This window comes from Dongia sp., assembly GCF_041906375.1.
GTDB lineage: Bacteria > Pseudomonadota > Alphaproteobacteria > Dongiales > Dongiaceae > Dongia.
In genome coordinates, this window is the sequence record NZ_JAYRJJ010000001.1 from 1,002,862 (window position 1) to 1,029,323 (window position 26,462).

A 26,462-nucleotide genomic window follows, 5' to 3' on the forward strand; every position below is an offset into this window, starting at 1 on the left:
AAGGTTCAAAAAGGAAGTGATTTGAACAGCCATACGGGCGAATTGAGACAGGGTAACCTGATGGTCACGCCATCCACATCGACACTGGCCGCGGCCGTGCCGCCATTGCAGTTGTCGGACGAGCAGAAGCGGCAGGTGAGGGCGCTTATCGACAAGGCATCGCGGCTGCACAATCTGGGGCGTTTGGAAGAGGTTGAGGCAACGCTGCGCAGGGTATTGGAGATTGATCCTGCCAGTGCGCAAGCGCTTTTCAATCTGGGCATCATCGCGCGGGATCGGCAGGAGTACATCCAGGCGGAGGGCTTTTTCCGCGCTTTGCTGGCGGCCAACCCCGAGCATATCGATGGATATCAAGCCTGGGGCGATCTGCTCTATGACCGGCGTCAATTGTTCGCGGCGGTAGAGAATTACGAGTTGGGCTTGCGTCTGGCGCCTACCCGAAAGCCTTTGCTGATAGCGTTGATGCGGGCGCGGATGGCGCAGCGCCAACCGCGCGACGTCTTAGCCGCCGCGAAGCGCATCCTGCAATTGGAGCCGGACAATTCCGACGCGCTGCTGCATTCAGGCTGGGCCGCCATCAAGACCGGGCAATACGATCTGGCCCTGGCGCAGGCCGATGCCATGCTGGCCGCGAATGCGGAGAACCTGAAGGCGCTTGCCCTCAAGGAGATGACCCTGCGGGCACGCGGTGACGCGGTCGCAGCGGACGAGATCAATCGTCTGGTCACCGAGCATGTGGCGGCATCCTGGTCCGGGACCAAGGAAGCGAGCGATGTCTATGTCCTGCTCGATGCGCCGGACCGTGCCATAGAGGTTGTTACTCAGTATCTTTCGCTATTTCCGAATGAATCGCTGGCGGAAAACCACTTGGCCAAGCTCAGCATGATGGATGGCGATTTTCGGCGCGGCCAGGAACTGACCAACCGCGCCATCGAGGCGGTGCCGGACAATGTCAGCATGCGCATGGTGCAATCACTGAATGCCTTCCGGCTCGGCGATTTTGAGCTGTTCCATAAATATCATTGGACACGCTGGAAGCGGGATGGCGCGGAAGTGGCCTGGGACCTCAAGGTGCCGGAATGGGACGGGCATACTGTTCCCGACCGCGCGCTGGTCCTCTATAGCGAGCAGGGTGTCGGCGATCATGTCATGTGGGGGGCATTCATCCCCGCAGTGGCCAAGGTGGCGCCCCGTGTCTATTTCGAAACCAATGCTCGCTTGAATTCGCTTTTTGCCCGCAGTTTTCCTGAGTTCGCGGTCATCACACGGGATCAATTGCCCAAGAGCTGGGACCTGCGCAATGTGGGCGCGAAGGCATCCGCGGCCGATCTCCCGCAGTTGATGAATTTGAGTTTTGAGGAGGTGCCAGGCAGGGCCGGCTTCCTCATCCCCGATCCCACATTGATGAACAAGTTGCGGCAACGCTATCAGGCGCTGTTTCCGGGCAAAAGGCTCGTGGGCATTTCCTGGCGCAGCGGCAATCGCGACAGTGCGGGCATTCGTTCGATCGAGTTGCCGGAATGGGGGCCGATCCTGAACATGCCGGATTGTGCCTTTATCAATCTGCAATATGGCGACGTAACCGCCGACATTGCGTTGGCGAAGGAAGAACTCGGCATCGACATCCATTGGGATCGCGAGATCAACCCGATGGGCAGCATGGATCCCTTCGCGGCGCAGATTGCCGCGCTGGATCTGGTCATCTCCGTCGACAACAGCACCATTCATTTTGCCGGTGCGCTCGGCAAACCGACCTGGGCCATGTTGCCGGTCAATTCCGATTGGCGCTGGCTGACCAAACGTCGCGACTCCATCTGGTATTCAAGTCTCGAACTCTTCCGCCAACAGACCACCGGCAATTGGGAACCGCTGGTGGCTGAAGTGGCCGAGCGGCTGCGCACGCTGCCGCAGCAGGCGCTGGATGATGCCGAGGCGACATTCTTGCGGCGCTGCGGCCAGCATGCCTTCGCGCACAATCGGCTGTCGATCGCAGAGGACTTCTACCGCGCGCTACTGGCAAAAGGCCAGCATCGAGCCGAGGCGCTACGCGTCATCGGCAACTGTGCGATTGCCGCCGATCACGCCCAGGATGCGGTGGCCATTCTGGCTGGAGCCGTCGAGCTAGCGCCGGACAATATCGACTGTCGTGCCGATCTCGCTGTTGCTCTGGACGCTTGCGGCGAGACGGATCGCGCGCTGAAGCTTGGTCGTGACGGCTTGCGCCAGGACGCCAGCAACAGCCGAGGGTTGCTCGCCATGGGGCGGATTCTGACCCACCGTAATCGCCTGGACGAGGCGACTGACTATTTTGCGCGCGTTCTGCGCGGCAATCCGGCGCATGTCGAAAGCCGCACTGCTTTGGCTCAGGCACAGGCGGCGCAGGGCGAATGGCAGTTGGCCCGCGAGAATTTCGAACGCGCGATATCCTATGCGCCGCTGGATCCGGCGCCGCATCTGGGGCTTGCCGAATCTTCCTTGCGCCTGGGTGATTTTGCGACCGGCTGGGAGCATTTCCGGTGGCGCTTCGGTTCCGGTTTCAGCACCTTGCCGCCGCATCTCGCCATGATGGATCCGGACCGGCAACCGGAGATGTGGGAGGGGGGCAATCTTCGGAAGTCGCGCCTGTTCCTGCGTGCCGAACGGAACGTCATCGATCAGATCCTGCTGCTGGGCATGCTGCCCGATGTCGCGACCGAAACCCGCAGCGTCCTCGCCGAAATTGATGCAGCACTTTTGCCGCTGGCCAAAGCGACCTTTCCCAAGGTTGAGTTTGCGGCTGTGGGCAGTGTGAATGCCGAGCATCTGACAGCCGGCAAGATCAAAATGGCTTCGAGTCTGGGTGACCTCGCGGCGCGTTTCCGTCCCGATGCTTCAACGTTCCGCCAGCACCAAGGTCTGCTGCCGACCGACAGCAAGCGTGTCGCCGCTCTGCGCGCCGGATATCAGGCGAGCCTCCCTGGGCGCAAGCTGGTCGGTCTTTCGTGGCGGCATGGCCCGGGTGCGGACCTAGCGCCGCTTCTGGCCTGGAGTGAACTGTTTAAGCGCACAGATATCGCTGTCGTGGCTATCCAGATCGGTGCGGATCCTGACCAGTTGGCGGCGTTTGGTGCTCAGACCGGTCACAATATGATAAGCGACCCGCGCATCGATGGCACGGCGAGCTCGGTTGATTATGCGACCCAGTTGGCCGCCCTCGATCTGGTCATTGCCGCTGATGACGTTCCGGCCTTTCTGGCGGCCTCTTTGAGGCGACCGGCATACAAGATCGCCAGCGGCATCGAGCATTGGGGCTGGGGCGCGGAAGGCGAGGCCACCGTTTGGACCCCGCATGCTCGTGTGATACGGTCTTCCACCGGGAGCGCGCCACAGGTAGAACAGGTCCTCAAGGCTCTCGCCTGAAGTCGAGCCTTGGTCTGCATATAAGGATGAACGGCGATGGCCATGAACCGACAACAGCGGCGAGCGGGGGCAAAAAAGGCCGGCGGGAAATCGTCCCGTGCCTCGGCTGATTTTCTGACGCAGTTGGTCAATGACGGCATGGCCCTGATCAACGGCGGCAAACTGACCGAAGCAGAACAGAAGCTTCGCCAGGCCCTGAAGCTTGAGCCTGGCTACATTGAGGCAAAGCACCAATTGGGCACCTTGCTGGCGCGGACCGGACGTGGGGACGAAGGCGTCGCTTTGCTGCGCGAGGCCGTTGCAGCGCTACCCAACGAGCCGATCTATTGGAGTAATCTGGCGGCTGCCTGTTACGGCATTATGGATACCGACGGTGCGATCGAGGCGTCGAAGAAGGCAGTGGAGCTCCAGCCCGACTATGGCCTGGCGTGGGACAATCTCGGTTCTGCGTTAATGGATCGGAAGCTCTATCGCGAGGCGGCCGAAGCATTGGAGCGCGCCCGCGCACTGGGTGCGTCAGATCTCGAAAGCGTGCGACGGCTGTCCGCGTGCTATTTCCATCAGTCGGATTTCACCAATGCCGAGCGCTGCCTGCGCGATGTGCTGACGGCCGCACCCGACGATATTGAGACCCTCGCAAATCTGGGTTCCATTCTCATTGCGCGAAACGAATACCATGCCGCCAAGGATGTACTCAGCACGGCGACGGCCCAGGCACCGGACCACTTCGGTTCTGCCTATCATCTTGGCAAGGTGCTGAAGATCCTTGGTGAGACCGAGCAAGCCCTGCGCTGGTTGCGGCGTGCGACGTCATCACAGCCGCGCAATGCCGTGGCTTGGCGCGACCTTGCCGCAGCCTTGTACGATGCCGGTGAGCAGCAGGACGCCGAGGTCGCTCTGGAGCGTGCTCTTGCTCTGGCACCGGGAGCGCCCGAGGTCGAGGCCTTGGCGCAGCGGATTCGCGGCGCGGATGCCATGGTCACGTTGCTCACGCCCGTGCCGGAGACCGTGCAGACCAAACCTGAACCGAAACAGCCTGGTATCGTTGACCTCAGCGTCCTCAAGATTGGGTCCTGACGCGGCGCCCATCGTGCTGTCGCCGGACACCCAGATGACCGAAGAACTGTTGGCGCGGGCGCGTGCCCTTTACGCATCGGGTGACAAGGTCGCAGCGGTAGGCATATACGATTCCATACTGCGCGATCAGCCGGATGAACCACGTGCACTCTGCCTGCGCGGTCTGATCCATCGCGATCAGGGAGATATTCTCGCCGCGGAGAAAGACTTTCGTCGGGCCATCAAGGTGGCGCCCGATATGTCGCTTCCCTACCAATTGCTGGGCGATCTGCTCCACAATGCCAAGCACTTGATTATGGCGGCGGACGTCTATGAACGCGGTCTTGCGCGTCAGCCCGATGACATCATGCTGCTTGGCAACCTCGCCCATACGAGGCTTGGTCTTGGCCATTTCTCTGTCAGTCTTGAGCTGAGCCGGAGGGTCGTCACCCTGGATCCGAACAACCAGGAATCTTGGTTCCGCATTGGCAGCTCGCTGTGTCGACTTGGTCGGTTCACCGAAGCAATTGCGCCTTTGCGCGAAGCGATCCGACGGCGCGCCGACTGTCTACGCAGCCGGGCCGCCCTCTACGTTGCTTTGAGCCGGAGCGGGCAGACAGACGATGCCGAACGCTTGCTTGAGGAAACGGAGCCGCTTTTTGAAGCCAGATTTGAGCATTTGAACCAGTTCAACGAAGTTCTGGTCTGGCTGGCGGATACCGAGACCGCCTTCCGCATTCTAAGCTCGTTCGTCACGCGTCATCCGGATCATGCCGATGCCTGGAATCTATTCGCAAGGTTACAGATCGTGTCCGGCGACGAGCAGGTCGGCAACACAATGCTGGCGAAGGCCGCGCGACTGGCGCCAGATGATGCTGAGACCGCTTTGACATATGGGCTGCAGCTTTTCAAGTTTGGCGATTTCAAGCAAGGCCTGGAGCTCTATCGCAAGCGCTGGAAAAGGCAGAACCGCGATCCTCGCGAAGGATGGTGGGCCATCGATGCGCCCGCCTGGCAAGGGGAGGTCTTGCGGGAGGGAGCTTTGCAGATTTGGACGGAACAGGGTATCGGCGATCTGGTAATGTTCGCCGGGTTCTTTGCTCCGTTGGCCGATTTCGCGCCGCGCGTGATGATCGAGTCCATCAGTCGGTTCCGGCGATTGTTCGAGCGCAGCTTCCCCTGGGCCGAGATCTACCAACGCGACCAGCTGGAGCAGGGGTTCGTCCAGAAGCGTGACGTGCGGGCGCATGCGCCGACCGGCGATTTGCCGCTGTTGCTCAATTGCGACCTGGAGAATTTGCCGCAACGGCAAGGTTATCTGGTGCCTGACGCTGCCATGATGTGGCGCTTGCGGGAACGGTATCGAGCCCGATTTCCGGGGAAGACAATCGTAGGTATTTCCTGGCGCAGCGGCAATAAAAGCAGCTCTACGACGAGGTCGGCCGAGCTGGAACATTGGCGAAAAATCCTCACCCGCCTCGATCTGGGGTTCGTGTCGCTGCAATATGGTTCAGTCGAGTCTGAGGTCGCTGCCGTCAATGACCGCTTTGGCGCGGACATTCTGGTCGACCCGGAAATCGATCCCCTGATGGACCTGGATGCCTTTGCAGCGCAGGTCGCCGCGGTCGACTTGGTCATTTCCGTCGACAACAGCACCGTTCATTTCGCGGGTGGGTTGGGCAAACCTTGCTGGGTCCTGCTGCCGTTCGTGGCCGACTGGCGCTGGCTGCGAGATCGGTCCGACACGATCTGGTATGACAGCCTGCGACTGTTCCGGCAGAAATCGCCTGACGCCTGGGGCGACTTGATGGATGATTTGGCGCGGGCGCTATCGCATGAGCGGCTGTCTGAGAACGCGGCTTTGCTGTCATTCATGCATCGTGCTGCCAAGCAGGCAGCTAATGCGCCAGCCTCCAACGATGCCGAGTTGCTGTATCGTCGTATTCTGCAGATCAATCCGCAGGATGCCATAGCGCTTAACGGACTGGGTCGCATCGGATTGGCGACCGGTCACGTGGCCGAAGTCCGCCCCTTCCTGGCTGCGGCTGCCGCTATTGCCCCAGTCGCACCTGCATTTGAGTATGATGTGGTCCGCGCCGAGCAGATGGGGCGGGTGGAGGAGCATGCAGCCTCACGCGAAATTGCGGATTGGGACGGTGTTCGCGGTTCTGTCACACGTCTGTTTCTTTATTCAACGGGCCATCTCGCTGGCGATATCGCGGCTGTGGCCGAACTCGCGGAGTTGAGAGCGGAGGTTGGCCACGTCATTGTTGAATGCCATGCCAGCTTAGTGCCCTTGCTGGCCCGCACCGATCGCCGTATCAGTGCCTTCGCTGCCGGTAGCTTGTCGGCGGCCGAGCTTGCCGGCTTTGACGTGACCGGACGCCTGCCGCTGCGAGGTCTCTTGCCGGCCCAGACCCAGCACCCAAAATGGCTTGAAGCGGATCCTGTTCGTGCGGCCGCGGAAGCAGCGAAGTTGCGGGAGAAGTGTGGCGATCGCAAACTGGTTGGAATTGCCTGGACCCAAGAGGGGAGTTGGGCCGGCACGACGCCCGCCGATTGGCTCGGTGTGGATGACGCCGAATGGCGCCGCATCTTCGCTTTGCGCGGATTTGGTTTTGTGGTCCTGCAGGAACGTATGGAAGCAACTACCCTGGCGAATGTTGCGATCAATCCGGACAGTGTCGTCGTGGTAGAGCCGGGTTACGATTTGCGCCGGCGGCCGGACAATTTTGCCGCGGCACTGGCGGCGGTGGATATTGTGGTTGCGCCGCTCGGCGCTACGGCGTGGCTGGCAACCGCGCTGGGCAAAGCATGCCATCTTCTTGCACCACGCGAAGGCGGCGCCCTGCCACCGTGCCGAAATGTGTATCGGCAGTCACGCAATGGATCCTGGCGGCGTGCCATTGAGGATCTGATCGACGCGGTTCAATCTCAATAGGACGCCGGGCAAGCTGATGCCGGAAAAGATAATCCCGGCCCAGCGGGAGCGAATCGCTGGGCCGGGTTTGCTAGGACCCGATCGGGGGATCGGCGCCTAGAACAGGCGCAGGATGGCCTGCTGCGCCTGATTGGCAAGACTGAGAGAGATGGTGCCGAGCTGCTGCCGCGTCTGCAATTGCAGCATGTTGGCACCTTCTTCATTCTGATCGGCAACGACAAGCTTGTTGGCGCCTTCGGCCAGCACGTCCATGAACTCCTTGGTGTAGCTAAGCCTGGTCGTGATGACGTCGAGGTTGTTATTGAGTGCCGACGCCGAAGATCGCAATCGTACCTTCGCCGCGTCGAGCATGCCTGCGGCATTGTCGATATCAGCTCGGTCCAGCCAGTTGTTTTGCGCAAAATCGATAGCGAGTCCCTGGCCATCCGTCTGCACGTTCTGACTGACCACGGTGATCTGGTTGGTGTTGGTCTCGTTGAGTTGCACCGTCATGTTGTTTTGATCGGTGCCGTCAGTGACCTGAATAGTCTTCAGCGTCGACGTCAGACCGGTCTGGGCGGCGCGTTGGTCGAATTTGAGCTCGTCCGGCGCGGTGAACTGGCCGATGGCATTGTAGCGAACGGTCGATTCCGAATCTGCCCGTAGCGTTCCCGGCTGCAATGTCAGCTGGATGACCGCACCGGCGTTGGGACCGCCGACGATCGAGAACACCATCGTGGTCGATGCGGCATTGGACAATGGCACCGTGATGGTGGCCTTGCCGCCATATCCGTCGTCCAAGGCAAAAATCGCCTGTGCGTCGTCTGTCTTCACGTTGAAGTTCAGATTGTGCGCCAGGTTGGTGGCGAGCGGCGACAGGATGCTGGTAAGCCCGATCGTGGCGGCGGACAGGGCGGCGCCGGTGACGGCTTCCGTGCCATCCGCTTGAGCTGCCGTGGAAGCCGGAGCCGTGACAACACCAAGGAGGCCGGCGCGCAGGAAGCTAATGTCGACAGACGCGTTGCCGTCACCGGCAGTGAAGGTATAGACGCCGTCTGTGTTGACACCTGCCGACGTCAAACCGCCCGGGCCGGCGACATTGACGTGGAGCGAATTGAAGCGACCCGAGACGAAGTCGAAATCTGCGACTGTCGCATCGGCTGTGACGGTGTAGGTCGAATCCGTCGCAATCGACAGCGGATTGATAACGGGCGTTCCAACGATGCCACTCGCAGCGTGCCCGTAGGCAGTGCCGACCAGGGCGTCGTTAAAGGCGGACTGCAGAATGGTCCGCTCATCGACCGTGACGCGCGGCGTGCCGGTGTCGAAGTTCCAGGAGTTTTCGCCGTCGGCCAGTTTCTGTTGACCAAGCAGGCTCGAACCTGAGCGCTGAATCTCCTGGCCGACACCGTTGAAGTTCGATACGGAGACCGTCACATCGACGAATTTCTCGATGATCGATGTGCCTAGACCATAGGTGTCGGGTACGTCATCGATCTGATCGAAGTCGATGTCGAAATTGATATGCGTCCCGCTGGGGAATTGATGGTCGAGATTGAGCGGCTTGCCGGTCGCTTTGGCGATGGCCCATTCCGCGGTGGTGAAGGTCTTCGTGAAGCTGACATCGCCTTCGGTGATAGTGAAGGTTTTGTCCTTGCCTTTGCCGCCGGTGTATCTGAGGGCGATGTTGTCGAAATTGCCCGACGTCTTGCTCTGAAAGCCGGTGACGGTGAGGTTGCTGATGCCGCGGTCACGTTCGGCATTGGCGATGTCGCTGGCATTGGCCGAGATCAGACCGGTGCCGCGGATGTCGACCACATAATCGTCGGGCTTGGTCACGTTGGTGACGCGGGAGGCGGTCACGCCAGGCAGCGCGTTCGTTGCGCTCTTTGAGGATGACGTCGCATCCAGCCGCAGGCCGCTGCCGACCAGCAGGTTCTTGCCCTGATAGCTCGAATCCTGCGCCAATTTGTCGATCTGGCGGAGGAGGGTGTTGAACTGATCGGCCAAGGACTTGCGCAGCGCCATTGAATTGGCGTCGCTGCCCAGGTTCTGGTAGGCGGTCGTGATGAAGCCGCGCGCCTGCTCGACCAGGCCTTCGATCTTGGTTACGCCGACATCCGCCGCTTTCACGGTTGAGATCGACTGGTCGATCGAGTCCTTTAAGGTCGCCAAATCATCGGCTCGGCGGTTGAGGCCCTTGGATGCGAAATAGGCTACCGGGCCATCAATGGCGCTGTTGATCTTGTTGCCTGTTGCCAAGCGTTGCTGGGTCCTGTCCAGCTTGCCCGAGAGCTGCTGCAGCAGAAGGAGATTGCTGCGAATACCGCCGGTCAATTGAACGTCATTGGTCGCCATCTGGGTTCTCCCGAAATGTGTTTTGCGACTTCGGTGATCCTTTTTGACCACCTTGCGGCGCCATTCGCCACGTCTCGGGAAGCTTTAATGCAGCTATCGTGCCAGTCTCTAATTTATTGAATTAATTGACTAAATATGAACTTTGCAATGTGATGTGGGTATGTAGGCTTTGCCGAGTGCGGCAGTTTGCGACCTGGCCATGGGGCAGCTTTTGCACGCCTGATAGGGCGGTTTGGCGTTGCTGCGAAGCCATCGGATTGGGCGGAATAAGAATTTGGTCACGCGGACGCGCGCTTATGCGCACTGGGAGGGTATTAATAGGCCGTTAAGCCTATTGCATTTTTTACCCGTCTTACTTATCTTGGAATCTGGGTGACTTTAAGTTGGTGTAGGTTTGTCAGATCTCTAACCACTCACCTTCACCTTCCTCGTTACTCTGAGATGATCGGCACCCCATCAAGGGACGTGCACGATATTTGAGGATCGTTGCGGAATGGTAAACGTCGTTCAGACAGCCAGTTCGGGAGCCAGCAGCGCCGCGCAGTTCGCGCGCGCAGCAGCGGCGACGGCTGTCTTATCGACCGGCGCGGGTGAGGCTTCGGGAGCGACCGAGGCCGTCGCGGTGCAGCCAGCGGACCAGGTGGTGGTCGCGGCAGAGCAGACTTACCGTTACAACAGCTTCGAATTCTCATACCGGCAGGATTTCGGCAAGATCGTTCTTCTGCGGCAGAAACCCGACACGGGCGAAGTCGTCCAGCAATTTCCGTCGGAATACTATCTGCGCAAATATGCCGACGGTCAGCGTGTGGTGAAGAGTGCTGCCGATGAGGGAACGGGCGCCAAGGCTTCGGCTGCGGTCCCCCGGGTCGTAAGCGCTGCTACCGGAACAAGCTCGACGCCGGATGTCGCTTCAACCCCGGCGCCGGCACCGGCGCCAACGATCCCGACCGCGCCGGCACTGCCCGGCGCTGGTACCAGCGGGACAAGCGCAACTGTCGACCTGACAGTTTAAAAATTCGAAACCAGCTAGTTAGACTGAATGGCTCACGGTCTCTGTGAGCCTAGGCGCGTTGCTGAATGGCGACCGGGCAAGCGGTCGTCTGGCGACGGGATTTGGTGACACTGCCGCGGTTGTTGTAGCCGGTAACGGCCGCACGTTTCTCGTCCAGCGCCTGGACGACAGCGCGCATGACGCGCTCATTGACGTCACGCATCGCCTTGAGGGCGCGAAGATTGTCCTGGACGGCGGTCTGGAAGCGCTCGGTCGCCTCGGTGAGTTCGTCGCGGAGGGCAGCGTTCACCGTGCCGATATCTTCGCCCGGTTCCTTCAGCGCCATGGTGAAGGCTTGGTAGGCATCGGCCAGGGCGACCTTATCCATCTGCAACTGTTTGAGTTCGGTGGGCTTCAAGCTGCGCATCAGCTCCAATTCACGCTCCATGCAGCCGATGAGCTGTGAGGTGATGGCGAGCAGTTCGGTCATCCGCGTTGTCTTGTCCATCACGCAACCTCCTGAATTTGAAGCAATTGGCGCTGCACAACATCGGCTATGCCCAGCGAATGGGTGCGGGCGACCGCCTTGCCGAATTCCTGGTTGAGCAGCGATTTGAACATCGACTCCCCCTCGCCGCCGCCGACGAGTGGGTCGGGTTCGATGTCCGACGAAATTTCGTCGAAGACGAGGCCGGCGAAGAATGCCTCGAAATCCTCGGCCACTTTGGCAATACCAGCGGCATTGCGTGGCGCTTGCTTGATCCCCGAGCCTGACGCCTGCAGGGTGGGATCCATCATCAGCGGTGCATTGAGATCGGCCATGTCACTGCACCATGATGTCGGCTTGCATGGCGCCGGCGCTCTTGATGGATTGCAGGATCGAAATGAGATCGCGGGGGCCGACGCCGAGCGAATTGAGGCCGGCTACCAGTTCTTCCAGGGTCACGCCGTCATTGAGCACGGCCAGTTTGCGGTTGGGATCATCCTGGATGTCGATATTCGTCCGCGGCACGACAGTCGTAACGCCGGTCGAGGAAAATGGTGAAGGTTGAGAGACTTGCGGCGTTTCAGTAACGCGAATGGTGAGGTTGCCCTGGGCGATGGCGACCTTGCTGATGCGCACATTCTGGCCGATGACGACGACACCGGTATTCTCGTCGATGATCACCTTGGCCTGCTGGTCGGGCTCGATCGGCAACTGCTCGATGTCGGTGATGAGGCCGGTGGGGTCGCCGCCATACTGCGCGACGTTGAGCTGCACGGTGCCGGAATCGAGCGAGGTGGCCGTCCCGGCACCGACGAATTCGTTGATCGCATCGGCGACGCGCCGCGACGTGGTGAAGTCCGGATTGCGAAGTGCGATCTTAAGCGACTGCAATTGCGAGAAATCGAACGGCACTTCCCGCTCGACGATGGCGCCGCGCGTGATACGGCCGGAGGTCGGCACACCGCGCACGACCGTCTCGGCAGCGCCTGTCACCTTGAAGCCGCCGATGGTGAGCTGGCCCTGGCCGACGGCATAAATTTCGCCATCGGCGCCCAGCATCGGGGTCGCCAGCAGGGTCCCGCCCTGGAGACTGGAGGCATCGCCCAACGACGAGACGGTGACGTCGATTTCCGACCCTTGGCGGGCAAACGCGGGCAAGGTGGCGGTCACCATGACGGCGGCGACGTTCTTGGTTTCGAGATCGGCGTTGGCCTGGTTGACCTTGACGCCCAGCCGCTCGAGCATACCGATCAGGCTTTCACGGGTGAAAGGCGACTTCTTCTTCACATCGTCGCCGGTACCATCAAGGCCGACCACCAGGCCATAGCCGACCAACTGGTTTTCGCGCACGCCCTCAAATTCGGCGATGTCCTTGATCCGAGATAGGGCCAGGGCCGGGCCGCTGGGCAGAACCGCTGTCAGGAGAACGGCCAGCGCCGCGACCAGGCTGGTCAGCGGACGACGTCTTGTCGCAAGGCGGGTATGTGGCTGAGTTTTCATCGCGCGCATGGGTCCCGTAGGTTGGATCTTTATCCGGGTTCTGCGATGCGAGTTTCATGCCAATCTCGCGGCATGATTTAATTTATGAGAATCAATATGTTAGAGACTATTTTCTTGGGTGGGGCACTGGCCGCACGGAAAAGGCTGACCTTTGTTCGGTGGCAGGCGTCCGAAGGGCGGCAGAATTTGCCCTGGGGCCAATCGGAAAGCCGGTGCCAAGTCGTTAATTCTTTTAATCTTTTATTAGCTGCGCATGGTACTATATGCAGATGAATCGGTCTCCGATCCAGGTGAGTGCGTGGCCATAAAAATCGACCCAGTATCGTCCAAGCCGGTCGCTGCCAATCGTCGTGTTGGCGGATCGGCTGCGGCTGCCGGCGGCGGTGAATTTGCCAAGGCGCTCGGTGAAAGCCAAGGCGGGCAAGGTCAGCATGTCTCCATGGCGCTCAGCGTCAACTCGCTCTCGGTCGTGTTGGCCGTGCAGGAAACGCCGGACGCCGCCAAGGGCCGTGCCCGGCAGCGCGCCCGCGACCGCGGGTTTAAGATGCTCGACTTCCTTGAGGAGATCCGGGCCGGGCTGCTGGTCGGGGCGATCCCCAAGGACCGGCTGGAGCAGCTGGCGCAGATGGTGCGCGCCAAGCGCGAGCAGATTGACGATCCCAAGCTCACCGCGATTCTCGACGAGATTGAACTGCGCGCCGCGGTGGAACTGGCCAAGCTCAGCCGCTGACGGATAGGCCGTTTGGCAAGAATTCAAATATTTCAATAATTTGACGGGTCGCTGGGGCGATAAATCGCACTTGCGGGGAGCGGCCTTTTGCCTATACTCCGCGCCAAATTCGCTCCCGATTCATACCTCTTGGGGGCGAAGTGGCAACGACAAGTCGAGACCACGCATGAAGCCATTGCTGTCGCCCGATTATCGGCCCTCCGACAAAGAAACCTTCATGAATCCGGTACAGGTCGAATACTTCCGGCAGAAGCTACTGGCCTGGAAGAGCGAGCTGCTGCGCGAATCCGGCGAAACGCTGAGCCATCTGCAGGAAGAGAGCCTGTCCGAACCGGACCTGGCCGACCGTGCTTCGCTCGAGACCGATCGCTCGCTGGAACTGCGCACCCGGGATCGTGAGCGCAAGCTGATCCAGAAGATTGACGAGGCCTTGGGGCGTATCGAAGACGGTTCCTATGGCTATTGCGAGGAGACCGGCGAGCCGATTTCCCTGAAGCGCCTGGAAGCCCGTCCAATCGCCACCCTGTCGCTCGAGGCGCAGGAGCGCCATGAGCGCATGGAGCGCACGCATCGCGACGATTGATCGATTGGGTCGATCAATCGGGGTGGTTTTAATCGGCTGAGGCGATTGTCAGCCAAGGCCATCTCTGCCGATAGCTTTCCGCCTTGGCATTGACCCCGCTCTGATCCGGGCAGTGCCGGTTTGCCTTCAATTCGCCGCGGCTGAGTTCTTCCAGACCATAAGGCGCGTGCAGATCGAGGGTTCCATCGGCCCGCGGCTGCAATCCGACGCATGTGCAGCGGACCTGGAACCGGCCGATGGCCTCCCGCGCCGAGGCGACGGGCGGGTAGTCGCCGCCGAATCGTTCCTTGTACCAAAGATGAACCCTGGCCTGGTTCTTGAGATCGATGAGCGCATCGAGATCGGCGAAGACCAGGCGCGCGCGTTGCACGACGAGATCCTCGGCCTCATAGGAGAGGTCGCGGGGGTCGTAGTAGAAAATGTCGTAGTCCTTGATGCCCTCGGTCGGCGCGCGGCCACTCAGTGCATTCCAATAGGATTGATAGATGCTGCCGGCCACCAGCCAGGCATCAGGTGCACCAAGCATGGGCAGGCGCGTGAGAATGGCGCGGTTGATCGGATTGGCGAGAGCGGCATTGACGAGATCGGTCATGCGCCGACATTAGGCAAACCGGGGGCGAAAAAAAAGATCCCTTCCATCCGGGTGGATGGAAGGGAAAGTCGCCGTCATGAACTCTGTGTCAGGTTGCGGGCCGAGCCCGCAACCGACGTGGCAATCGACATCAAGGGAAAGATCAGAAGGGGAAGAAGATGTCGTAGACCTGCTGGCCGTAGCGGGGTTGCTGCACATCCGACAAGGTGCCCTTGCCGCCATAGGCGATGCGCGCCTCGGCGATCTTGTCGTAATTGATCTCATTGACGTTGGAGATGTCCTCAGGCCGGATAACACCGCCGACGGTAAGCGCGCGCAGCTCGTAATTCACGCGCACCTGCTGCGTGCCCTGCAGCACCATATTGCCGTTGGGCAGCACCTGGGTGATCACTGCAGCCACGCGCAACTTGATGGCTTCCGAACGGTCAACCGTCCCGGAACCCGTCGTGCTTGAGGCACTGTCCGAATTCACCAGATTGCCGGCGTCGATGCCGTCGGGGAAAATGTCAGCCAGCATCGTTTCGTAACCGAGCAGGTTATCGAGACCGGCGCTGTTGCTGCCGTCACGCGCCTGATCGGTCTTATTGTCGAGCTTGGCCTGATCGTCGATTTCGATGACCACAGTCAGGATATCGCCGACCTTACCGGCGCGCTGGTCCTTGAAGAAGGCGCGGCTGCCCTGGCGCCAGAGCGAGTTCGGCTGGCGTACATCGGCCGTGGGCGACGGCATGGGCAGACTGACCGGCTGATAGTTCGGGTCATTCTGCGGATTCTGGATCGGATCCATGGATGGTTCCTTGCCGATCTCGGCCACCCGGTCGATCATATTGCCGCAGGCGCTGAGCATACCGGCGCTGAGGAGCGAGGCGACGGCCAACGAAATGGCGCGACGGCGGTAATGTTTGGAGCGAGCCATGTCGGCCTCCTTCAGTTCAAGGTGAGCTGGCCGGCGACGGGGATCACGATGGTGCTCGGATCCTGAACGATGCCGGTCAGTTCTTTCTTGCTGTTGACGTTCACGACGCGGATCGATTGACCGATAGCCGCATCTTCAAGCGCCTTGCCCGTGACAGTGAGATTCATCGTGCCGGTCTTGAGTGCCAGGGTAACCAGACTGTTCTTGCGGATAGCCGGCGTCATCACCAGGTCGCTGGCGCGCAACATTTGTCCCGTCCGCAGCGGTCGCTTCGTGGTCATGCCGACAAGCTGGCGGGAATCGGTGATGACATTGCCGATAAGCCGATCAGTGCGCACCGAGATCCACTGCAGATCAGCTTCCTGCACGGTCATGCCCGCACCCATGGCGCGGGCGAAGACCGGAATATCGATCGTCTCATAGATGGAACCGGACACGCGGCGCTGCTGCACGGTCGGACCTTCTGCGGGAATCACCAGCATTGCTGCAAAGCGCTGGGTGGTCGGATCGTATTGCAGATTCTGCACGCCCACTGTTGCCGCGATATCGGTCGGCAGGACGAATTCCACGTCGCCGCCATCGAGGACAAGATCCATCCGGGCATCGTTGCCCGAGCGCGCATGAATGGCTTCGCCCAAGGATGCCAGTACCTGAGCTGCGCCGACCCGTTGGCTCATGCGGCCGACCAGCACTTTCTCGAATTTGGAATCCGGTTGCCAGTCCAGATGATAGGCATAGGCCAATTGCCGCAAGAAGCGGGCATCGAAGGCGATCGTCTGGCCAGGTGCCGGTGCCTGGGCAATCGGCGTGTCGCCAACCGACAGCGATTCCATGAAGAGATCACCCAGGCGCACCACATCGTCATCAACCATGACGTTGGTCCGCAAGGAAAGGCCGGTACCGGCCTCGCCGGAATCCACCTCGACGGCATCGGCGCTGGCCAGCATCTCCGCGCGAGCGTCGGTATAGGGCAGGGCGCTGCCGGACCCAAGGGCCAATAGAAACGCCATTGCATGCAAATGACGGTAGGTCACGGCACGCCTCCTTAGCGGATGTTGGTGACGGTCGACATCATGTCGTCGGACGCCTGGATGACCTTCGAATTGATCTCATAGGCGCGCTGGGCGCTGATGAGATGTGTCATCTCGCTGACCATGTCGACGTTCGACTGCTCCAGGAACTTCTGTTGCAACAGGCCGAATCCGACCGCACCGGGATTGCCCGTGGTGGGGCCGCCCGAGGCTTCGGTCTCGAGCAGCAAGTTGTCGCCACTCTGCTGAAGGCCGGCATCATTGATGAAGGTCGCCAGCTGAATCTGGCCGAGCAATGTCGGCGTCACCTGGCCCGGGATGGTTACTTCGACCTGACCGTTGCCATTGATGGTAATGTCCGTCGCGTTGTTCGGCACGGTGATGTTGGGGACGATCTGGAATCCGTCAGCGGTCACGAGGGTGCCGTCATTCGACAGCTGGAGCGTGCCGTCGCGCGTATAGGCCGTGGTCCCGTCGGGCAGAGTTACCTGGAGGTAGCCGCGGCCCTTGATCGCGACATCCAGCGGGTTGTCGGTTGGTACCAGCGAGCCCTGTTCGTTGATGCGATAAACTGCAACCGCCTTGACGCCGACGCCGATCTGGACGCCGGCCGGCACGATGGTCGCTGTGTCGGAGGATTGCGTGCCGACGCGGCGGTAATCCTGGTAGAGGAGGTCGGCGAATTCGGAACGGCTGCGCTTGAAGCCCGTCGTGGTCACGTTGGCGATGTTGTTCGCGATCACGTCGATGCTCAGCTGTTGGGCGAACATACCCGTCGCGGCAGTGGTCAAGGATTTCATGGCTCTATCTCCCGCCCGGCTTTAAGCCCGGCTATCTGCTTTAAGCACTGGGTATGATGTAGTTGACGGCACGACGCATGCGCTCATGCTCGCCTTCCAGGAATTTCTGGGCAGCCTGGTAGTTGCGCTGCACCCAGATCATGCTGGTCATTTCGCGGATCGATTCAACGTTCGATCCTTCGATCATGCCTTGCTGGACCTTGAACTTGTCGGCTGTCAGCTGCACCGGCACTTCATCGCTTGCGAAGACCGTGCCGCTCACCGGCTTCAGCGCCGCTTCATTTGCGAAGTCGACCACATCGAGCTTGCCGTAGATGGTGGGCGTATTGCCGCCCTGGGTGCGGTCGGCTGAAACCGTCCCGTCGCCCGCGATATTGATCGGCCCGTCATCGGTATTGATGATGAGCGGGGCACCACCGGCCATGACCCGGAAACCTTCATTGTTGACTACTTCGCCGGCGGCATTGAGCTGGAACCGGCCATTGCGCGTGTAGCGGGGGCCGTCTGGCGTCTGAACGACGAAATAGCCTTTGCCCTGGATGGCGACATCCAGATCGTTGCCGGTAGGCTGCAAGCCGCCTTCACGCAGGTCGCGATAGCTGGCCAGATCCTGAACATAGGAGAGCTTGACCGGCTTTTCGGCCTTGATCAGATACTCGCTAAAGACCATTCCCTCGGCCTTGAAGCCGGGCGTGTTGGTGTTGGCCAGATTGTTGGCCACCACGTCCATCTGTCGTGACAAACCGAGCTGTCGCGACAGCACGATATAAGTCGGTGTTTCCATGACGGTGCCCTCAAAGGGTCGGTTTCACCCAGCTCTGCGGCTGGTGCCTGAAGATATGCAGACTTCATGCCAGATATAAAAAGTAAATATATCAATATATTAGTTAGATCCCGGCGATCCGCGAGCAGAAACTGCCGAGGGCAAAAAACCGTCCCGCCCGGCATAAATTGCGGTGCACATCGCCCCGCCGGTTCACGGGATGTTAACCATCCCCAACTAGTTTAACCTCATTGCCGGGCTGCGTTTTTTTGCCGGTACGCGCTGCGGCCAGCACAACCCGCCCGGGACGGGTACCGGTTCACCACCGGTGCCCGGGGGCAAATTGGGACGTTGAGGAAGATGGCTGAAAAGGCTGACGACGGCGCAGAAGGCGCAACGCAATCCAAGAAGAAGATGAGCGGCAAGAAGCTGGTGCTGTTCATCGTGCTGCCGCTGCTGCTGTTGGGCGGCGGCGGGGCCGCGGCCTATTTCCTGCTGTTCAAGGAAGAGCCCAAGAAGGAAGAGGCGCATGGCGCCGAAGGTGAGGCTGCCCCTGAAGAGGAAGCGGCTGCCGAAGAAGACGGACATGCACCGGCCTTCGTTGAGTTACCTAAGATGCAGGCCAATTTGATCATGACCGGCAAGAAGCAGCCCTTCATGGTCACCACCATGGTGCTGGAAGTGGGCTCGCCCGAGGAACAGAAGATCGTTGAGGAAGTGCAGCCGCGAATCGAGAACGAGATCGTCACCTACCTGCGCAGCCTCCGGCCGGAGGATGTCCAGGGAGCTGCCGGCCTGCAGCGCCTGCGCGAAGAACTGCTGGTTCGGGTCAAAGAAGCGGCCAAACCGGCCAAGGTGAAAGATATTCTCTTTAAGGAAATGCTGGTTCAGCAATAAGATGGGCCGGACAGGCACGGTTTGTGCAAGAATGCCCCGATCGAGGTAGAGCATGATCGACGATCCTGAAGAGGAACTGTCCGAAGAGGAAAAGGCTGCTGCTGCGGCCTGGGGCGACATGGCCGATGACGACGGCGATGGCGGCGACGGGACGGCGCCTGCTTCCGGTCCGATGTCGAACCGTGTCCTCGACCAGGATGAAATCGACAGCCTGCTCGGAATCGCCAAGGGTGAAGGTGGCGAAGAGAAGACCTCCGGCATCCAGGCGATGCTTAACAGCGCGCTCGTCTCCTACGAGCGCCTGCCAATGCTGGAAATCGTCTTCGACCGGCTGGTGCGCATGCTGTCCACCAGCCTGCGCAATTTCACCTCCGACAACGTCGAAGTCAGTCTCGACAACATCACCGCCATCCGCTTCGGCGACTATCTGAATTCGATCCCGCTGCCGGCCATGCTCGGTGTGTTCAAGGCCGAGGAATGGGACAATTACGGCCTGCTGATGGTCGATTCCTCGCTCACTTATTCGATCGTCGATGTGCTCTTGGGCGGTCGGCGCGGCACCGCCGCGATGCGCATCGAAGGGCGCCCCTACACGACCATCGAGCGCAATCTGGTCGAGCGCCTGGTCAATGTCGTGTTGAACGACCTTACCGCCACATTCGATCCGCTGTCCCCGGTAACGTTCCGCTTCGAGCGGCTGGAGACCAATCCGCGCTTTGCAGCGATCGCGCGACCGGCCAATGCAGCCATTCTGGCGCGGCTGCGCGTCGACATGGAAGATCGTGGCGGTCGCCTGGAACTGATGCTGCCCTATGCGACTCTGGAACCTGTGCGCGAGTTGCTGTTGCAGATGTTCATGGGCGAAAAGTTCGGCCGCGATTCCATCTGGGAAACCCATCTTTCCGGGGAATTGTGGCAAACGGAAGTGAATATCAACGCCGTGCTCGACGAAGTGTCCGTGCCGCTCAACGAAGTGCTGAATTGGAAGCCGGGCAGTCGACTGGACCTTGAAGTTACTCCCGATTCGATGATCGAGCTGCGTTGTGGCGACGTGCGCCTGTTCAACGGCCAGATGGGCCGAAAGGGGCAGCATATCGCCGTGAAGCTTCAGGACCGCCTGATCAAATAACCAAGGCGGCAGGCACAAACGCATATGATGTCGCTCGGCCTCATCACAGACTTCATCCTGGTCGCCCTCCTGGCGGTCACGCTGTTCTATGTCCTCCGCCTCTTGCGGCGCCTGGGAGAGTTGCAGAAGGATCGTGACAGTTTTCAGAAGCTCATCCAGGACTTCACGACCGCGACCACGCAGGCCGACCGGTCCCTGGCCGATCTGCGCATGGGCGCCGACGGTGTCGGCCGCGAACTCGGCGAGCGGATCGAACGGGGGCAAAGTGTCGTCGGCGAATTGCAGCGCAGCAGCGATGACCTCAAGATGCTGATTGCGCGGGCCGAACAGGCAGCCGACAAGTTGGAATCGCAACTCAGCTCCTCGCGGCAGGGGAGTGCCGCGGCCGCTTCTGCTGCGCGGCCATCTCCCGACCCTGCGACGCGAGCCGAGACGCAGAAGGCGGCCGCTCAGGATCCGCAGACGCAAGCTCTTTTGTCGGCCCTGGGCCGCATCCGCTAGGACCGATTGATGCCGCTCAACCAGGCAGAAACCCCAACCAGCAAGGCCGCAACGCCGCGCGTTCGCCTGCTGCCCGTCTTGGCGGGCGTGATGACGCTGGTGCTCACCATTCGGGTGGGCGACGTGTACCAGCATATTTCGGTCGGCGTCGGCTCCGAGACGCAAGCGCAATCAGCGCCGGCCGGAAATGCCGCACCGGCTCAGCCGGCTGGAACAAGTGCGGCGGCGCCGGCAGCCAATGCGGCCCCCACAGTACCCGCGGGTGGAGAGGCGCCGGCAGCAACCTCCGACGGAATTGCACCGGCGGAAGGCGAGGCAGCGGCGAGTGCCGCCACACCGCCCAAAGATCCGCTCGAATACACGGACGAAGAAGTCGAAGTACTGCAGCAACTGGCCAAGCGCCGCGAAGAGCTGGAGCTCAAATCCCGCCAGCTCGACGAGCGCGAGGCGATGGTCGTCGCGGCAGAGCAGCGCATGGAACAGAAGATGGCAGAGCTCAAGGCGCTGCAATCGACTGTCGAAGACCTGCTCAAGAAGCGCTCCGACGAGGAGGAGTCGCGCCTGCAGATGCTGGTGGCGACCTATGAAAAGATGAAGCCCAAGGAAGCCGCCCAGGTCTTCGAGGAAATGGACATGGATTTGCTGGTCGATCTGGTCAGCCGGATGAAGACCAGCCGGGCGGCGCCGATTCTCGCCCTGGTTTCGCCGACCAAGGTCAAGGAACTCACATTTGAGCTGGCGCAACAGAAAGCCATGCCTTTCGCCCCTTGATTTCATTGGCAAATTAGTTTTATCAGGTTTAACCCCGGTTTAACCTATTTGCTGCAAATTCAAGACAGTACGGGGCAGGAAATGCTCCATTTAACGAACCGAGTTGTCGTGAGAGGGAACTGATGGCGGTCGATCTCAATATGCAAGTGCTCATCGTCGATGATTACAAGACGATGCTCCGCATCATCCGTAACCTGTTGAAGCAACTTGGTTTCAATAATGTCGATGAGGCGACGGACGGATCCATGGCGCTGCAGAAGCTGCGCGACAAGGATTACGGCATGGTCATCTCCGACTGGAATATGGAGCCGATGACCGGCATCCAATTGCTGCGCGAAGTGCGGGCCGATTCCCGGTTGAAGAATCTTCCCTTCATCATGATCACGGCGGAAAGCAAAACCGAGAACGTGATCGCAGCGAAGGAAGCCGGTGTGAACAACTACATCGTGAAGCCGTTCAACGCCGCCACGCTCAAGACCAAGCTGGTTTCCGTTCTCGGCAACTTCTGAGCCGACCCAACCGGGATAGCCAGAGAAGGGAGCCAGAGTTATGGGGGCCGTTATGACTGCAACAGTTCCACCAGAGCTTGTGCATCGCCTAAGCGCACTCAAGGGCCGCATGCAGACAGTGAGCCGCGAGGAAATCGCCGAAGTCGTCACCAGCCTGCTGGCGACCATGGAAGGCGATCTTTCCGACGACAATCTGAAGCTCTTCGCCGAGCTTGATTCGCTGGCCAAATACATCACCACGGCCAAATCCGAAATCGCGGCGCTGCGGCCGGATGAAATCACCGCGCGGCATCTGCCGAAGGCAACCGACGAACTCGATGCCATCGTCGGCGCCACGGAAGAGGCGACCAACTCCATCCTCGGCGCCATGGAAAGCCTGGAAGCCATTGCCGGCGAGCTGCCGCCCGAATTCGGGGAAAAGGTCAGCGATGCGGTGACGCAGGTCTACGAGGCCTGCAATTTCCAGGATATTACCGGCCAGCGCATCACCAAGGTGGTGAACACGCTTAAGCATATCGAGGAGAAGGTCGAGGCGCTGGTCGTGGCCTTCGGCGACGAAATCTCGAAATACAAAAAGGCCCATCCCGAGAGCGATGAGGCGCCGCAGGAAGAAAAGAAGGCGCCGACCGACGCCGATCTTCTCAATGGCCCGCAATTGCCCGACGATGCATCCAAACAGGCTGAGATCGACGCCCTGCTGGCAAGCTTCGACTGAGCCGGCGCGAGCCGTTCAGGGCATTCTCGGATTGCTGACGCGTCGATTTGGGAGCGGTGGCGGATGCTCCCGATCCCGATTATCTTGCAAGGATGATCAAAACCTCTCCTGAGTCGGCCATTTTGCGGAGCGGGCGGCGCTTTGCGGCCGTGTCTCTCCTGGCCTTGGCCCTTGCCTTGCCGGCAGGTGCCGTCCTGGCGCAGGAGGTGGTGGGCGTTCGCGGCAAGCTGTTCGATGACTATGGCCGCCTCACGCTGACCTGGCCCAAAGCCGATGCCCCCAAAGTCGACGTCACCCTGACCGAGCAGGCGATGACGCTGCGCTTTTCGCGCCCGGTCACGATCGATCCGGCGGCCCTTCGTGCCGATCTCAAAGCCTATATCCGCAGTGCCGCATTGAGCGCCGATGCCACGACACTGACCCTCGCCCTCAAGAAGCCGGTTACCTATCGGCTGAACCAGACGGGCGGGCGGCTGCAGCTCGACCTCGCCCAGCCTGGCGAGGCGGTCTTGCCGAACAAAGCGAATGTGGCGGAAGCGGCACCGGCCGCGCCAGCGGCCCAACCAGAGGCGGTGGTCGCGACAGCGCCAGACTCCGGCCCCAAGCTGAAACTGCGCAGCGGCGAACATAGCGGCTATTCGCGCCTTGCCATCGACTGGCCGGGGGTCGATTTCTCGGTGCGGCAGGAGGGCGACAAGGCAATCGTCACCTTCGCCAAGCCCGGCCGCCTCGATACGGCAACCAAGTTGCCGCCACGCCTGCGCGGTGTGACGGCCAAATCGACCGCGGCGGGCGGATTGGCGCTGGAACTTCAGCTCTTGCCCAATGTCGGGATCAATGCATTCCGCAACGGCGACACGATCGTCTTCGATCTGGTGGACGGCAAGGTAGCCGCGCCCGCCACTGCACCGTTGCCGGTGGCTGCAGCGCCGGTGGGGGCAGCACCTGTCGCAGTTCCGGAAAAGGCGCCGGCGCCGACGCCGGCCCCTATCCCGGCCCCCATCCCGGCAGTCCCCCCGGCTCCCGCCGAAACCTCTTTCGCCCCGGCACTGCAATCGGAGCCGCCGGTTGGCGTCGAGGAGCCGCAGGCGGCACCGCTGCCGGCTGTTGAGATCGCGCCGCCGGTCGTCGTGCGCAAGGAACCGGCTGTGACGGCGTCGGCCCAGCCGCCGGCGCCGGTCGAAATCGTGGCGTCGGCGGCACCCGCCGACGGCGGGGCTGTGCTTGAATTCGGTTTTCCCAAGGCTACCGGGCTTGCCGTGTTCAAGCGTGGTGACGCACTTTGGCTGGTGTTCGATCGGCCGGGGCCGGTCGACATCGGCGGCCTCGTCAAGCTGGCGCCGGCCCTGACCGGTCTTGCGCGCGTCGAGACGCCATACGCCACCGCACTCCGCCTGCCGGCGCTCGATAAGCTCGGCGGGGCCGATGCCGGCGCCAGTATCAGCGGCGACGGCCGCAGCTGGCTGGTGAGCCTGGGGCCGGGGCGCAACCTGCGACCCGGTAAGGTGATCGACCAGCGTCGCGAATCGCTCGCCAATGGCGGCGCTTCACTTTTGCTGCAGGCGACACGGCCCGGTCCCGTCGTCACCCTGACCGATCCCGACGCCGGCGATACTATTTCGGTCATACCCTTGGTCGCTGCCGGTACCGGCGTTGCGGATGGTGCCGCCTGGCCGGATTTCCGCGTTCTGCCTAGTTTCCAGGGCGTCGTCGTCGTTCCCATCAGCGACCGCACCCGGGTGGAGGCCCTGCCCAACGGCGTCGTCGTCACGACCGATGGGCAGCCGGGTTCGCCACCGAGCCCTGCCGTCCCGCAGCCGATCGCTGAGACAGAACCACCGCCGCTTGAAAACGGTGCAGCACCGGCAACCGTCGCCGCTGCGCCCGAAGCCGCACCACCCGAAGCACCGGCATCGGCGCCGTCTGGGAAAGCTGGAAGCGCCCCTGTTGTGGCGGTCGGCATTTTTGATCTGCCGCGCTGGCGTCGGGGCGGCGAGGCTGCCTTTGCCGAGGATGAGGCCGCCTTGCGCGCGGCCATCGACGATGCGCCGAGCCGTGACAAGCCCCAGGCACGGCTGGCTCTGGCCCAATTCCATTTCGCCCATGGCCGCTATCCCGAAACGGTTGATGACATGGCGCTGCTGGACAAGGCTGCCGCCGACGGCGACAAGGACGTGCTTGCCTTGCGCGGTGCGGCCCAGGCGCTGATGGATCGCGAGGAAGACGCGCTTGCTGATCTCGAGCGTGCTGAACTTGAAAATGTCCCGGAAGCAGCCCTGTTCCGCGGCTACCTGGCAGCGCGCCAACATGACTGGGAAAAGGCCGCAGCCGTTTTCGGTGCGCCAATTCCATCGATCGATGACTATCCGAAAACGGCACGCATGCTGATCCGGCGCGCGGCGGCGGAAGGGCTCATTCGCGGCGGCAACGCCCTCACGGCGCAATCCTTCCTGGATTCGATCCGGCTCGATATGCCGAGTGCCGAGGACAAGGCCTATTTGGATTATCTCAACGGCCTGCAGCAGGCCAGCGGAGACAACAAGGAAGAGGCGATCAAGATCTGGTCCGGCCTTGCCGACAGCCCGATCGATGAGGTGCGCGCGCGCTCGCAATTCGACCTCACCGAGTTGCAGCTGGCCGAGGGCAAGATCGACAAGAAGCAGGCTGCGGTGCAATTGGAGGCCCTGCGGTTCGTCTGGCGCGGGACGGATTTTGAATTCGACCTGCTCGATCGACTTGGGCGGCTCTATGTCGAATCCGACCAGCCGCGCAAAGGCCTCGTGACCCTGCGTCAGGCGGCGACCAATTTTCCAAAGAATCCAAAGGCCAAGGATGCGACCGAGGCCATGACCCAGGCCTTCCGCGACCTTTATATCGGTGACAAGGCAGACAGGCTGCCGCCGCTGACGGCTGTCGCTCTCTATGACGAGTTCCGCGAACTGACCCCCAGCGGCGCCGATGGCGATACGATGGTCACCATGCTGGCCGACCGCCTGGTCAAGGTCGATCTGCTCGACGGGGCCGCCCGGTTGCTGGAAAACCAGGTCAATAAGCGCCTGACGGGGCTGAACAAGGCGAAGGCGGGCACGCGCCTCGCCGCGGTGCGCCTGCTCGACGGCAAGCCCGACCTCGCCCTCGAGGCGATAAAGTCCAGCGAAGTGCCGGACATGCCGCCTGAGCTCGTGGCACAACGCCGCCGCCTGCAGGGCCGCGCCCTGTTCGAGACCGGCGATACCCTGAAGGGCATGTCGCTGGTGCGCGACGATAACAGCCTGGACGGGTTGTGGCTGAAGGCGGACCTCAGCTGGCGCATGCGCGAATGGCCGGCTGCGGCGACGGCGCTGGAGAACCTCGTCGCTGCCGAGACCAAGCGACTGCAGGACGAAGACCCATCCCTGCGACCGCCGCCTGATCTCAGCGCCGATCCGGCTGCGGCCCTTGCCGAGGTCGGTGACGATGGGGCGACCGCGGCTAAACGGGACGAGCAGTTCAATAAGGTGCTGGCGCCGCTCATCCTCAATCAGGCGGTTGCCCTGTCGCTGGCCAATGACCGGCCAGGCCTGCGTATGCTGGCCAAGGCGCAAGGCAAGCAAATGGCGAAGGGACCCTATGCGACAGCCTTCGAAACGTTGACGTCGCCGAGCAGCAGCCTCGCCGACAGCATCACGGCGGCGATGAAGAGCGTCGATCAGCTCGGTGCTTTCGTCGATGACTATCGCGACAGGCTGAAAAAAGAGAGCCTGAGCGCGCCGGAGACGGCGCCCGATGCCGCGCCGCCGGCCGAAAGTGCGCCGGCGCCTTAAATGTCTGTCGG

General features: G+C 61.3%; 22 protein-coding genes. 13 read left to right on the top strand and 9 right to left on the bottom strand.

Going from position 1 to position 26,462, the window contains the following annotated elements; translation table 11 throughout:
- The first annotated feature begins 60 nt into the window (after positions 1–60).
- Genes ACE3OA_RS04615 through ACE3OA_RS04625 form a run of 3 tightly spaced genes read left to right on the top strand, consistent with a single transcriptional unit; the run spans position 61 to position 7,396 of the window.
- Positions 61–3,399: a tetratricopeptide repeat protein gene (locus ACE3OA_RS04615; RefSeq protein ID WP_374308385.1), complete on the top strand. Its 3,339-nt coding sequence runs from the start codon at positions 61–63 to the stop codon at positions 3,397–3,399.
- A gap of 42 nt (positions 3,400–3,441) precedes the next feature.
- Positions 3,442–4,476, top strand: coding sequence for a tetratricopeptide repeat protein (locus ACE3OA_RS04620; RefSeq protein WP_374308387.1), 1,035 nt, complete (start codon positions 3,442–3,444; stop codon positions 4,474–4,476).
- Between the two features lie 34 nt (positions 4,477–4,510).
- Positions 4,511–7,396, top strand: a complete 2,886-nt coding sequence (locus ACE3OA_RS04625; RefSeq protein ID WP_374308389.1) for a tetratricopeptide repeat protein — start codon at positions 4,511–4,513, stop codon at positions 7,394–7,396.
- 96 nt (positions 7,397–7,492) lie between these two features.
- Here ACE3OA_RS04625 and ACE3OA_RS04630 read toward each other — a convergent pair whose 3' ends face one another.
- A complete protein-coding gene (locus ACE3OA_RS04630; RefSeq protein WP_374308391.1) occupies positions 7,493–9,733 on the bottom strand; it encodes a hypothetical protein in 2,241 nt (746 codons plus the stop codon).
- A 493-nt stretch (positions 9,734–10,226) separates the two neighbouring features.
- Between ACE3OA_RS04630 and ACE3OA_RS04635 the strand changes: the two genes are divergently transcribed.
- A complete protein-coding gene (locus tag ACE3OA_RS04635) occupies positions 10,227–10,745 on the top strand; it encodes a hypothetical protein (RefSeq protein ID WP_374308393.1) in 519 nt (172 codons plus the stop codon).
- Between the two features lie 49 nt (positions 10,746–10,794).
- Here ACE3OA_RS04635 and ACE3OA_RS04640 read toward each other — a convergent pair whose 3' ends face one another.
- From ACE3OA_RS04640 to ACE3OA_RS04650, 3 genes are read right to left on the bottom strand one after another with little or no spacing between them, the layout of a single operon-like run.
- A complete protein-coding gene (locus ACE3OA_RS04640; RefSeq protein ID WP_374308395.1) occupies positions 10,795–11,232 on the bottom strand; it encodes a hypothetical protein in 438 nt (145 codons plus the stop codon).
- A complete protein-coding gene (locus tag ACE3OA_RS04645; protein ID WP_374308397.1) occupies positions 11,232–11,546 on the bottom strand; it encodes a rod-binding protein in 315 nt (104 codons plus the stop codon). The genes ACE3OA_RS04640 and ACE3OA_RS04645 overlap by 1 nt, the downstream gene beginning before the upstream one ends.
- 1 nt (position 11,547) lies before the next feature.
- A complete protein-coding gene (locus ACE3OA_RS04650) occupies positions 11,548–12,711 on the bottom strand; it encodes a flagellar basal body P-ring protein FlgI (RefSeq protein ID WP_374308399.1) in 1,164 nt (387 codons plus the stop codon).
- A 298-nt stretch (positions 12,712–13,009) separates the two neighbouring features.
- Between ACE3OA_RS04650 and ACE3OA_RS04655 the strand changes: the two genes are divergently transcribed.
- Positions 13,010–13,441, top strand: coding sequence for a flagellar assembly protein FliX (locus ACE3OA_RS04655; protein WP_374308401.1), 432 nt, complete (start codon positions 13,010–13,012; stop codon positions 13,439–13,441).
- A 166-nt stretch (positions 13,442–13,607) separates the two neighbouring features.
- Entirely contained in the window at positions 13,608–14,024 is a 417-nt protein-coding gene (gene dksA / locus ACE3OA_RS04660) for an RNA polymerase-binding protein DksA (RefSeq protein ID WP_374308403.1), read from the top strand.
- A 28-nt stretch (positions 14,025–14,052) separates the two neighbouring features.
- On the opposite strand, the gene ACE3OA_RS04665 is transcribed toward dksA, so the two are convergent.
- The 5 genes from ACE3OA_RS04665 to flgF form a co-directional block, all read right to left on the bottom strand.
- Complete coding sequence (locus ACE3OA_RS04665) at positions 14,053–14,616, bottom strand: nucleotidyltransferase family protein (RefSeq protein ID WP_374308405.1); 564 nt, start codon at positions 14,614–14,616, stop codon at positions 14,053–14,055.
- A 142-nt stretch (positions 14,617–14,758) separates the two neighbouring features.
- Positions 14,759–15,532 carry a flagellar basal body L-ring protein FlgH gene (gene flgH / locus ACE3OA_RS04670; protein ID WP_374308407.1) on the bottom strand — a complete coding sequence of 258 codons (774 nt, stop codon included), beginning with the start codon at positions 15,530–15,532 and terminating at the stop codon, positions 14,759–14,761.
- Positions 15,533–15,543: 11 nt separating this feature from the next.
- Complete coding sequence (gene flgA, locus ACE3OA_RS04675) at positions 15,544–16,566, bottom strand: flagellar basal body P-ring formation chaperone FlgA (RefSeq protein WP_374308409.1); 1,023 nt, start codon at positions 16,564–16,566, stop codon at positions 15,544–15,546.
- Between the two features lie 11 nt (positions 16,567–16,577).
- A complete protein-coding gene (gene flgG / locus ACE3OA_RS04680) occupies positions 16,578–17,363 on the bottom strand; it encodes a flagellar basal-body rod protein FlgG (RefSeq protein ID WP_374308411.1) in 786 nt (261 codons plus the stop codon).
- Positions 17,364–17,403: 40 nt separating this feature from the next.
- Complete coding sequence (gene flgF / locus ACE3OA_RS04685) at positions 17,404–18,147, bottom strand: flagellar basal-body rod protein FlgF (RefSeq protein ID WP_374308413.1); 744 nt, start codon at positions 18,145–18,147, stop codon at positions 17,404–17,406.
- A 339-nt stretch (positions 18,148–18,486) separates the two neighbouring features.
- Here flgF and ACE3OA_RS04690 point away from each other — a divergent pair, with 339 nt between their 5' ends.
- The 7 genes from ACE3OA_RS04690 (at position 18,487) to ACE3OA_RS04720 (ending at position 26,451) form a co-directional block, all read left to right on the top strand.
- Positions 18,487–19,023 carry a flagellar basal body-associated FliL family protein gene (locus ACE3OA_RS04690; protein ID WP_374308415.1) on the top strand — a complete coding sequence of 179 codons (537 nt, stop codon included), beginning with the start codon at positions 18,487–18,489 and terminating at the stop codon, positions 19,021–19,023.
- A gap of 52 nt (positions 19,024–19,075) precedes the next feature.
- Positions 19,076–20,152, top strand: a complete 1,077-nt coding sequence (gene fliM, locus ACE3OA_RS04695) for a flagellar motor switch protein FliM (RefSeq protein ID WP_374308417.1) — start codon at positions 19,076–19,078, stop codon at positions 20,150–20,152.
- A gap of 24 nt (positions 20,153–20,176) precedes the next feature.
- Entirely contained in the window at positions 20,177–20,653 is a 477-nt protein-coding gene (locus ACE3OA_RS04700; protein ID WP_374308419.1) for a DUF6468 domain-containing protein, read from the top strand.
- A gap of 9 nt (positions 20,654–20,662) precedes the next feature.
- The gene (locus ACE3OA_RS04705; RefSeq protein WP_374308421.1) at positions 20,663–21,424 is read left to right on the top strand and encodes a MotE family protein; all 762 of its coding nucleotides are present in this window, start codon (positions 20,663–20,665) and stop codon (positions 21,422–21,424) included.
- A 122-nt stretch (positions 21,425–21,546) separates the two neighbouring features.
- Positions 21,547–21,933 (top strand): response regulator, encoded by a 387-nt coding sequence (locus ACE3OA_RS04710; RefSeq protein WP_374308423.1) that lies wholly within the window; start codon positions 21,547–21,549, stop codon positions 21,931–21,933.
- 109 nt (positions 21,934–22,042) lie between these two features.
- The gene (locus tag ACE3OA_RS04715; RefSeq protein ID WP_374308425.1) at positions 22,043–22,648 is read left to right on the top strand and encodes a protein phosphatase CheZ; all 606 of its coding nucleotides are present in this window, start codon (positions 22,043–22,045) and stop codon (positions 22,646–22,648) included.
- 149 nt (positions 22,649–22,797) lie between these two features.
- Positions 22,798–26,451, top strand: a complete 3,654-nt coding sequence (locus ACE3OA_RS04720) for a hypothetical protein (protein ID WP_374308427.1) — start codon at positions 22,798–22,800, stop codon at positions 26,449–26,451.
- Positions 26,452–26,462 lie beyond the last annotated feature (11 nt).

What these genes read in the sequence shown, in the direction of transcription:
- ACE3OA_RS04715 (WP_374308425.1), top strand. Translation starts at nt 22,043, where the DNA reads ATGCAGACAGTGAGCCGCGAGGAAATCGCCGAAGTCGTCACCAGCCTG.
- ACE3OA_RS04640 (WP_374308395.1), bottom strand. Translation starts at nt 11,232, where the DNA reads ATGGACAAGACAACGCGGATGACCGAACTGCTCGCCATCACCTCACAG.
- flgG (WP_374308411.1), bottom strand. Translation starts at nt 17,363, where the DNA reads ATGAAATCCTTGACCACTGCCGCGACGGGTATGTTCGCCCAACAGCTG.
- ACE3OA_RS04635 (WP_374308393.1), top strand. Translation starts at nt 10,227, where the DNA reads ATGGTAAACGTCGTTCAGACAGCCAGTTCGGGAGCCAGCAGCGCCGCG.
- ACE3OA_RS04625 (WP_374308389.1), top strand. Translation starts at nt 4,511, where the DNA reads ATGACCGAAGAACTGTTGGCGCGGGCGCGTGCCCTTTACGCATCGGGT.
- ACE3OA_RS04620 (WP_374308387.1), top strand. Translation starts at nt 3,442, where the DNA reads ATGAACCGACAACAGCGGCGAGCGGGGGCAAAAAAGGCCGGCGGGAAA.
- fliM (WP_374308417.1), top strand. Translation starts at nt 19,076, where the DNA reads ATGATCGACGATCCTGAAGAGGAACTGTCCGAAGAGGAAAAGGCTGCT.
- ACE3OA_RS04645 (WP_374308397.1), bottom strand. Translation starts at nt 11,546, where the DNA reads ATGGCCGATCTCAATGCACCGCTGATGATGGATCCCACCCTGCAGGCG.
- dksA (WP_374308403.1), top strand. Translation starts at nt 13,608, where the DNA reads ATGAAGCCATTGCTGTCGCCCGATTATCGGCCCTCCGACAAAGAAACC.
- ACE3OA_RS04630 (WP_374308391.1), bottom strand. Translation starts at nt 9,733, where the DNA reads ATGGCGACCAATGACGTTCAATTGACCGGCGGTATTCGCAGCAATCTC.
- flgH (WP_374308407.1), bottom strand. Translation starts at nt 15,532, where the DNA reads ATGGCTCGCTCCAAACATTACCGCCGTCGCGCCATTTCGTTGGCCGTC.
- ACE3OA_RS04710 (WP_374308423.1), top strand. Translation starts at nt 21,547, where the DNA reads ATGGCGGTCGATCTCAATATGCAAGTGCTCATCGTCGATGATTACAAG.
- ACE3OA_RS04705 (WP_374308421.1), top strand. Translation starts at nt 20,663, where the DNA reads ATGCCGCTCAACCAGGCAGAAACCCCAACCAGCAAGGCCGCAACGCCG.
- flgF (WP_374308413.1), bottom strand. Translation starts at nt 18,147, where the DNA reads ATGGAAACACCGACTTATATCGTGCTGTCGCGACAGCTCGGTTTGTCA.
- ACE3OA_RS04700 (WP_374308419.1), top strand. Translation starts at nt 20,177, where the DNA reads ATGATGTCGCTCGGCCTCATCACAGACTTCATCCTGGTCGCCCTCCTG.
- ACE3OA_RS04690 (WP_374308415.1), top strand. Translation starts at nt 18,487, where the DNA reads ATGGCTGAAAAGGCTGACGACGGCGCAGAAGGCGCAACGCAATCCAAG.
- ACE3OA_RS04650 (WP_374308399.1), bottom strand. Translation starts at nt 12,711, where the DNA reads ATGAAAACTCAGCCACATACCCGCCTTGCGACAAGACGTCGTCCGCTG.
- ACE3OA_RS04665 (WP_374308405.1), bottom strand. Translation starts at nt 14,616, where the DNA reads ATGACCGATCTCGTCAATGCCGCTCTCGCCAATCCGATCAACCGCGCC.
- ACE3OA_RS04615 (WP_374308385.1), top strand. Translation starts at nt 61, where the DNA reads ATGGTCACGCCATCCACATCGACACTGGCCGCGGCCGTGCCGCCATTG.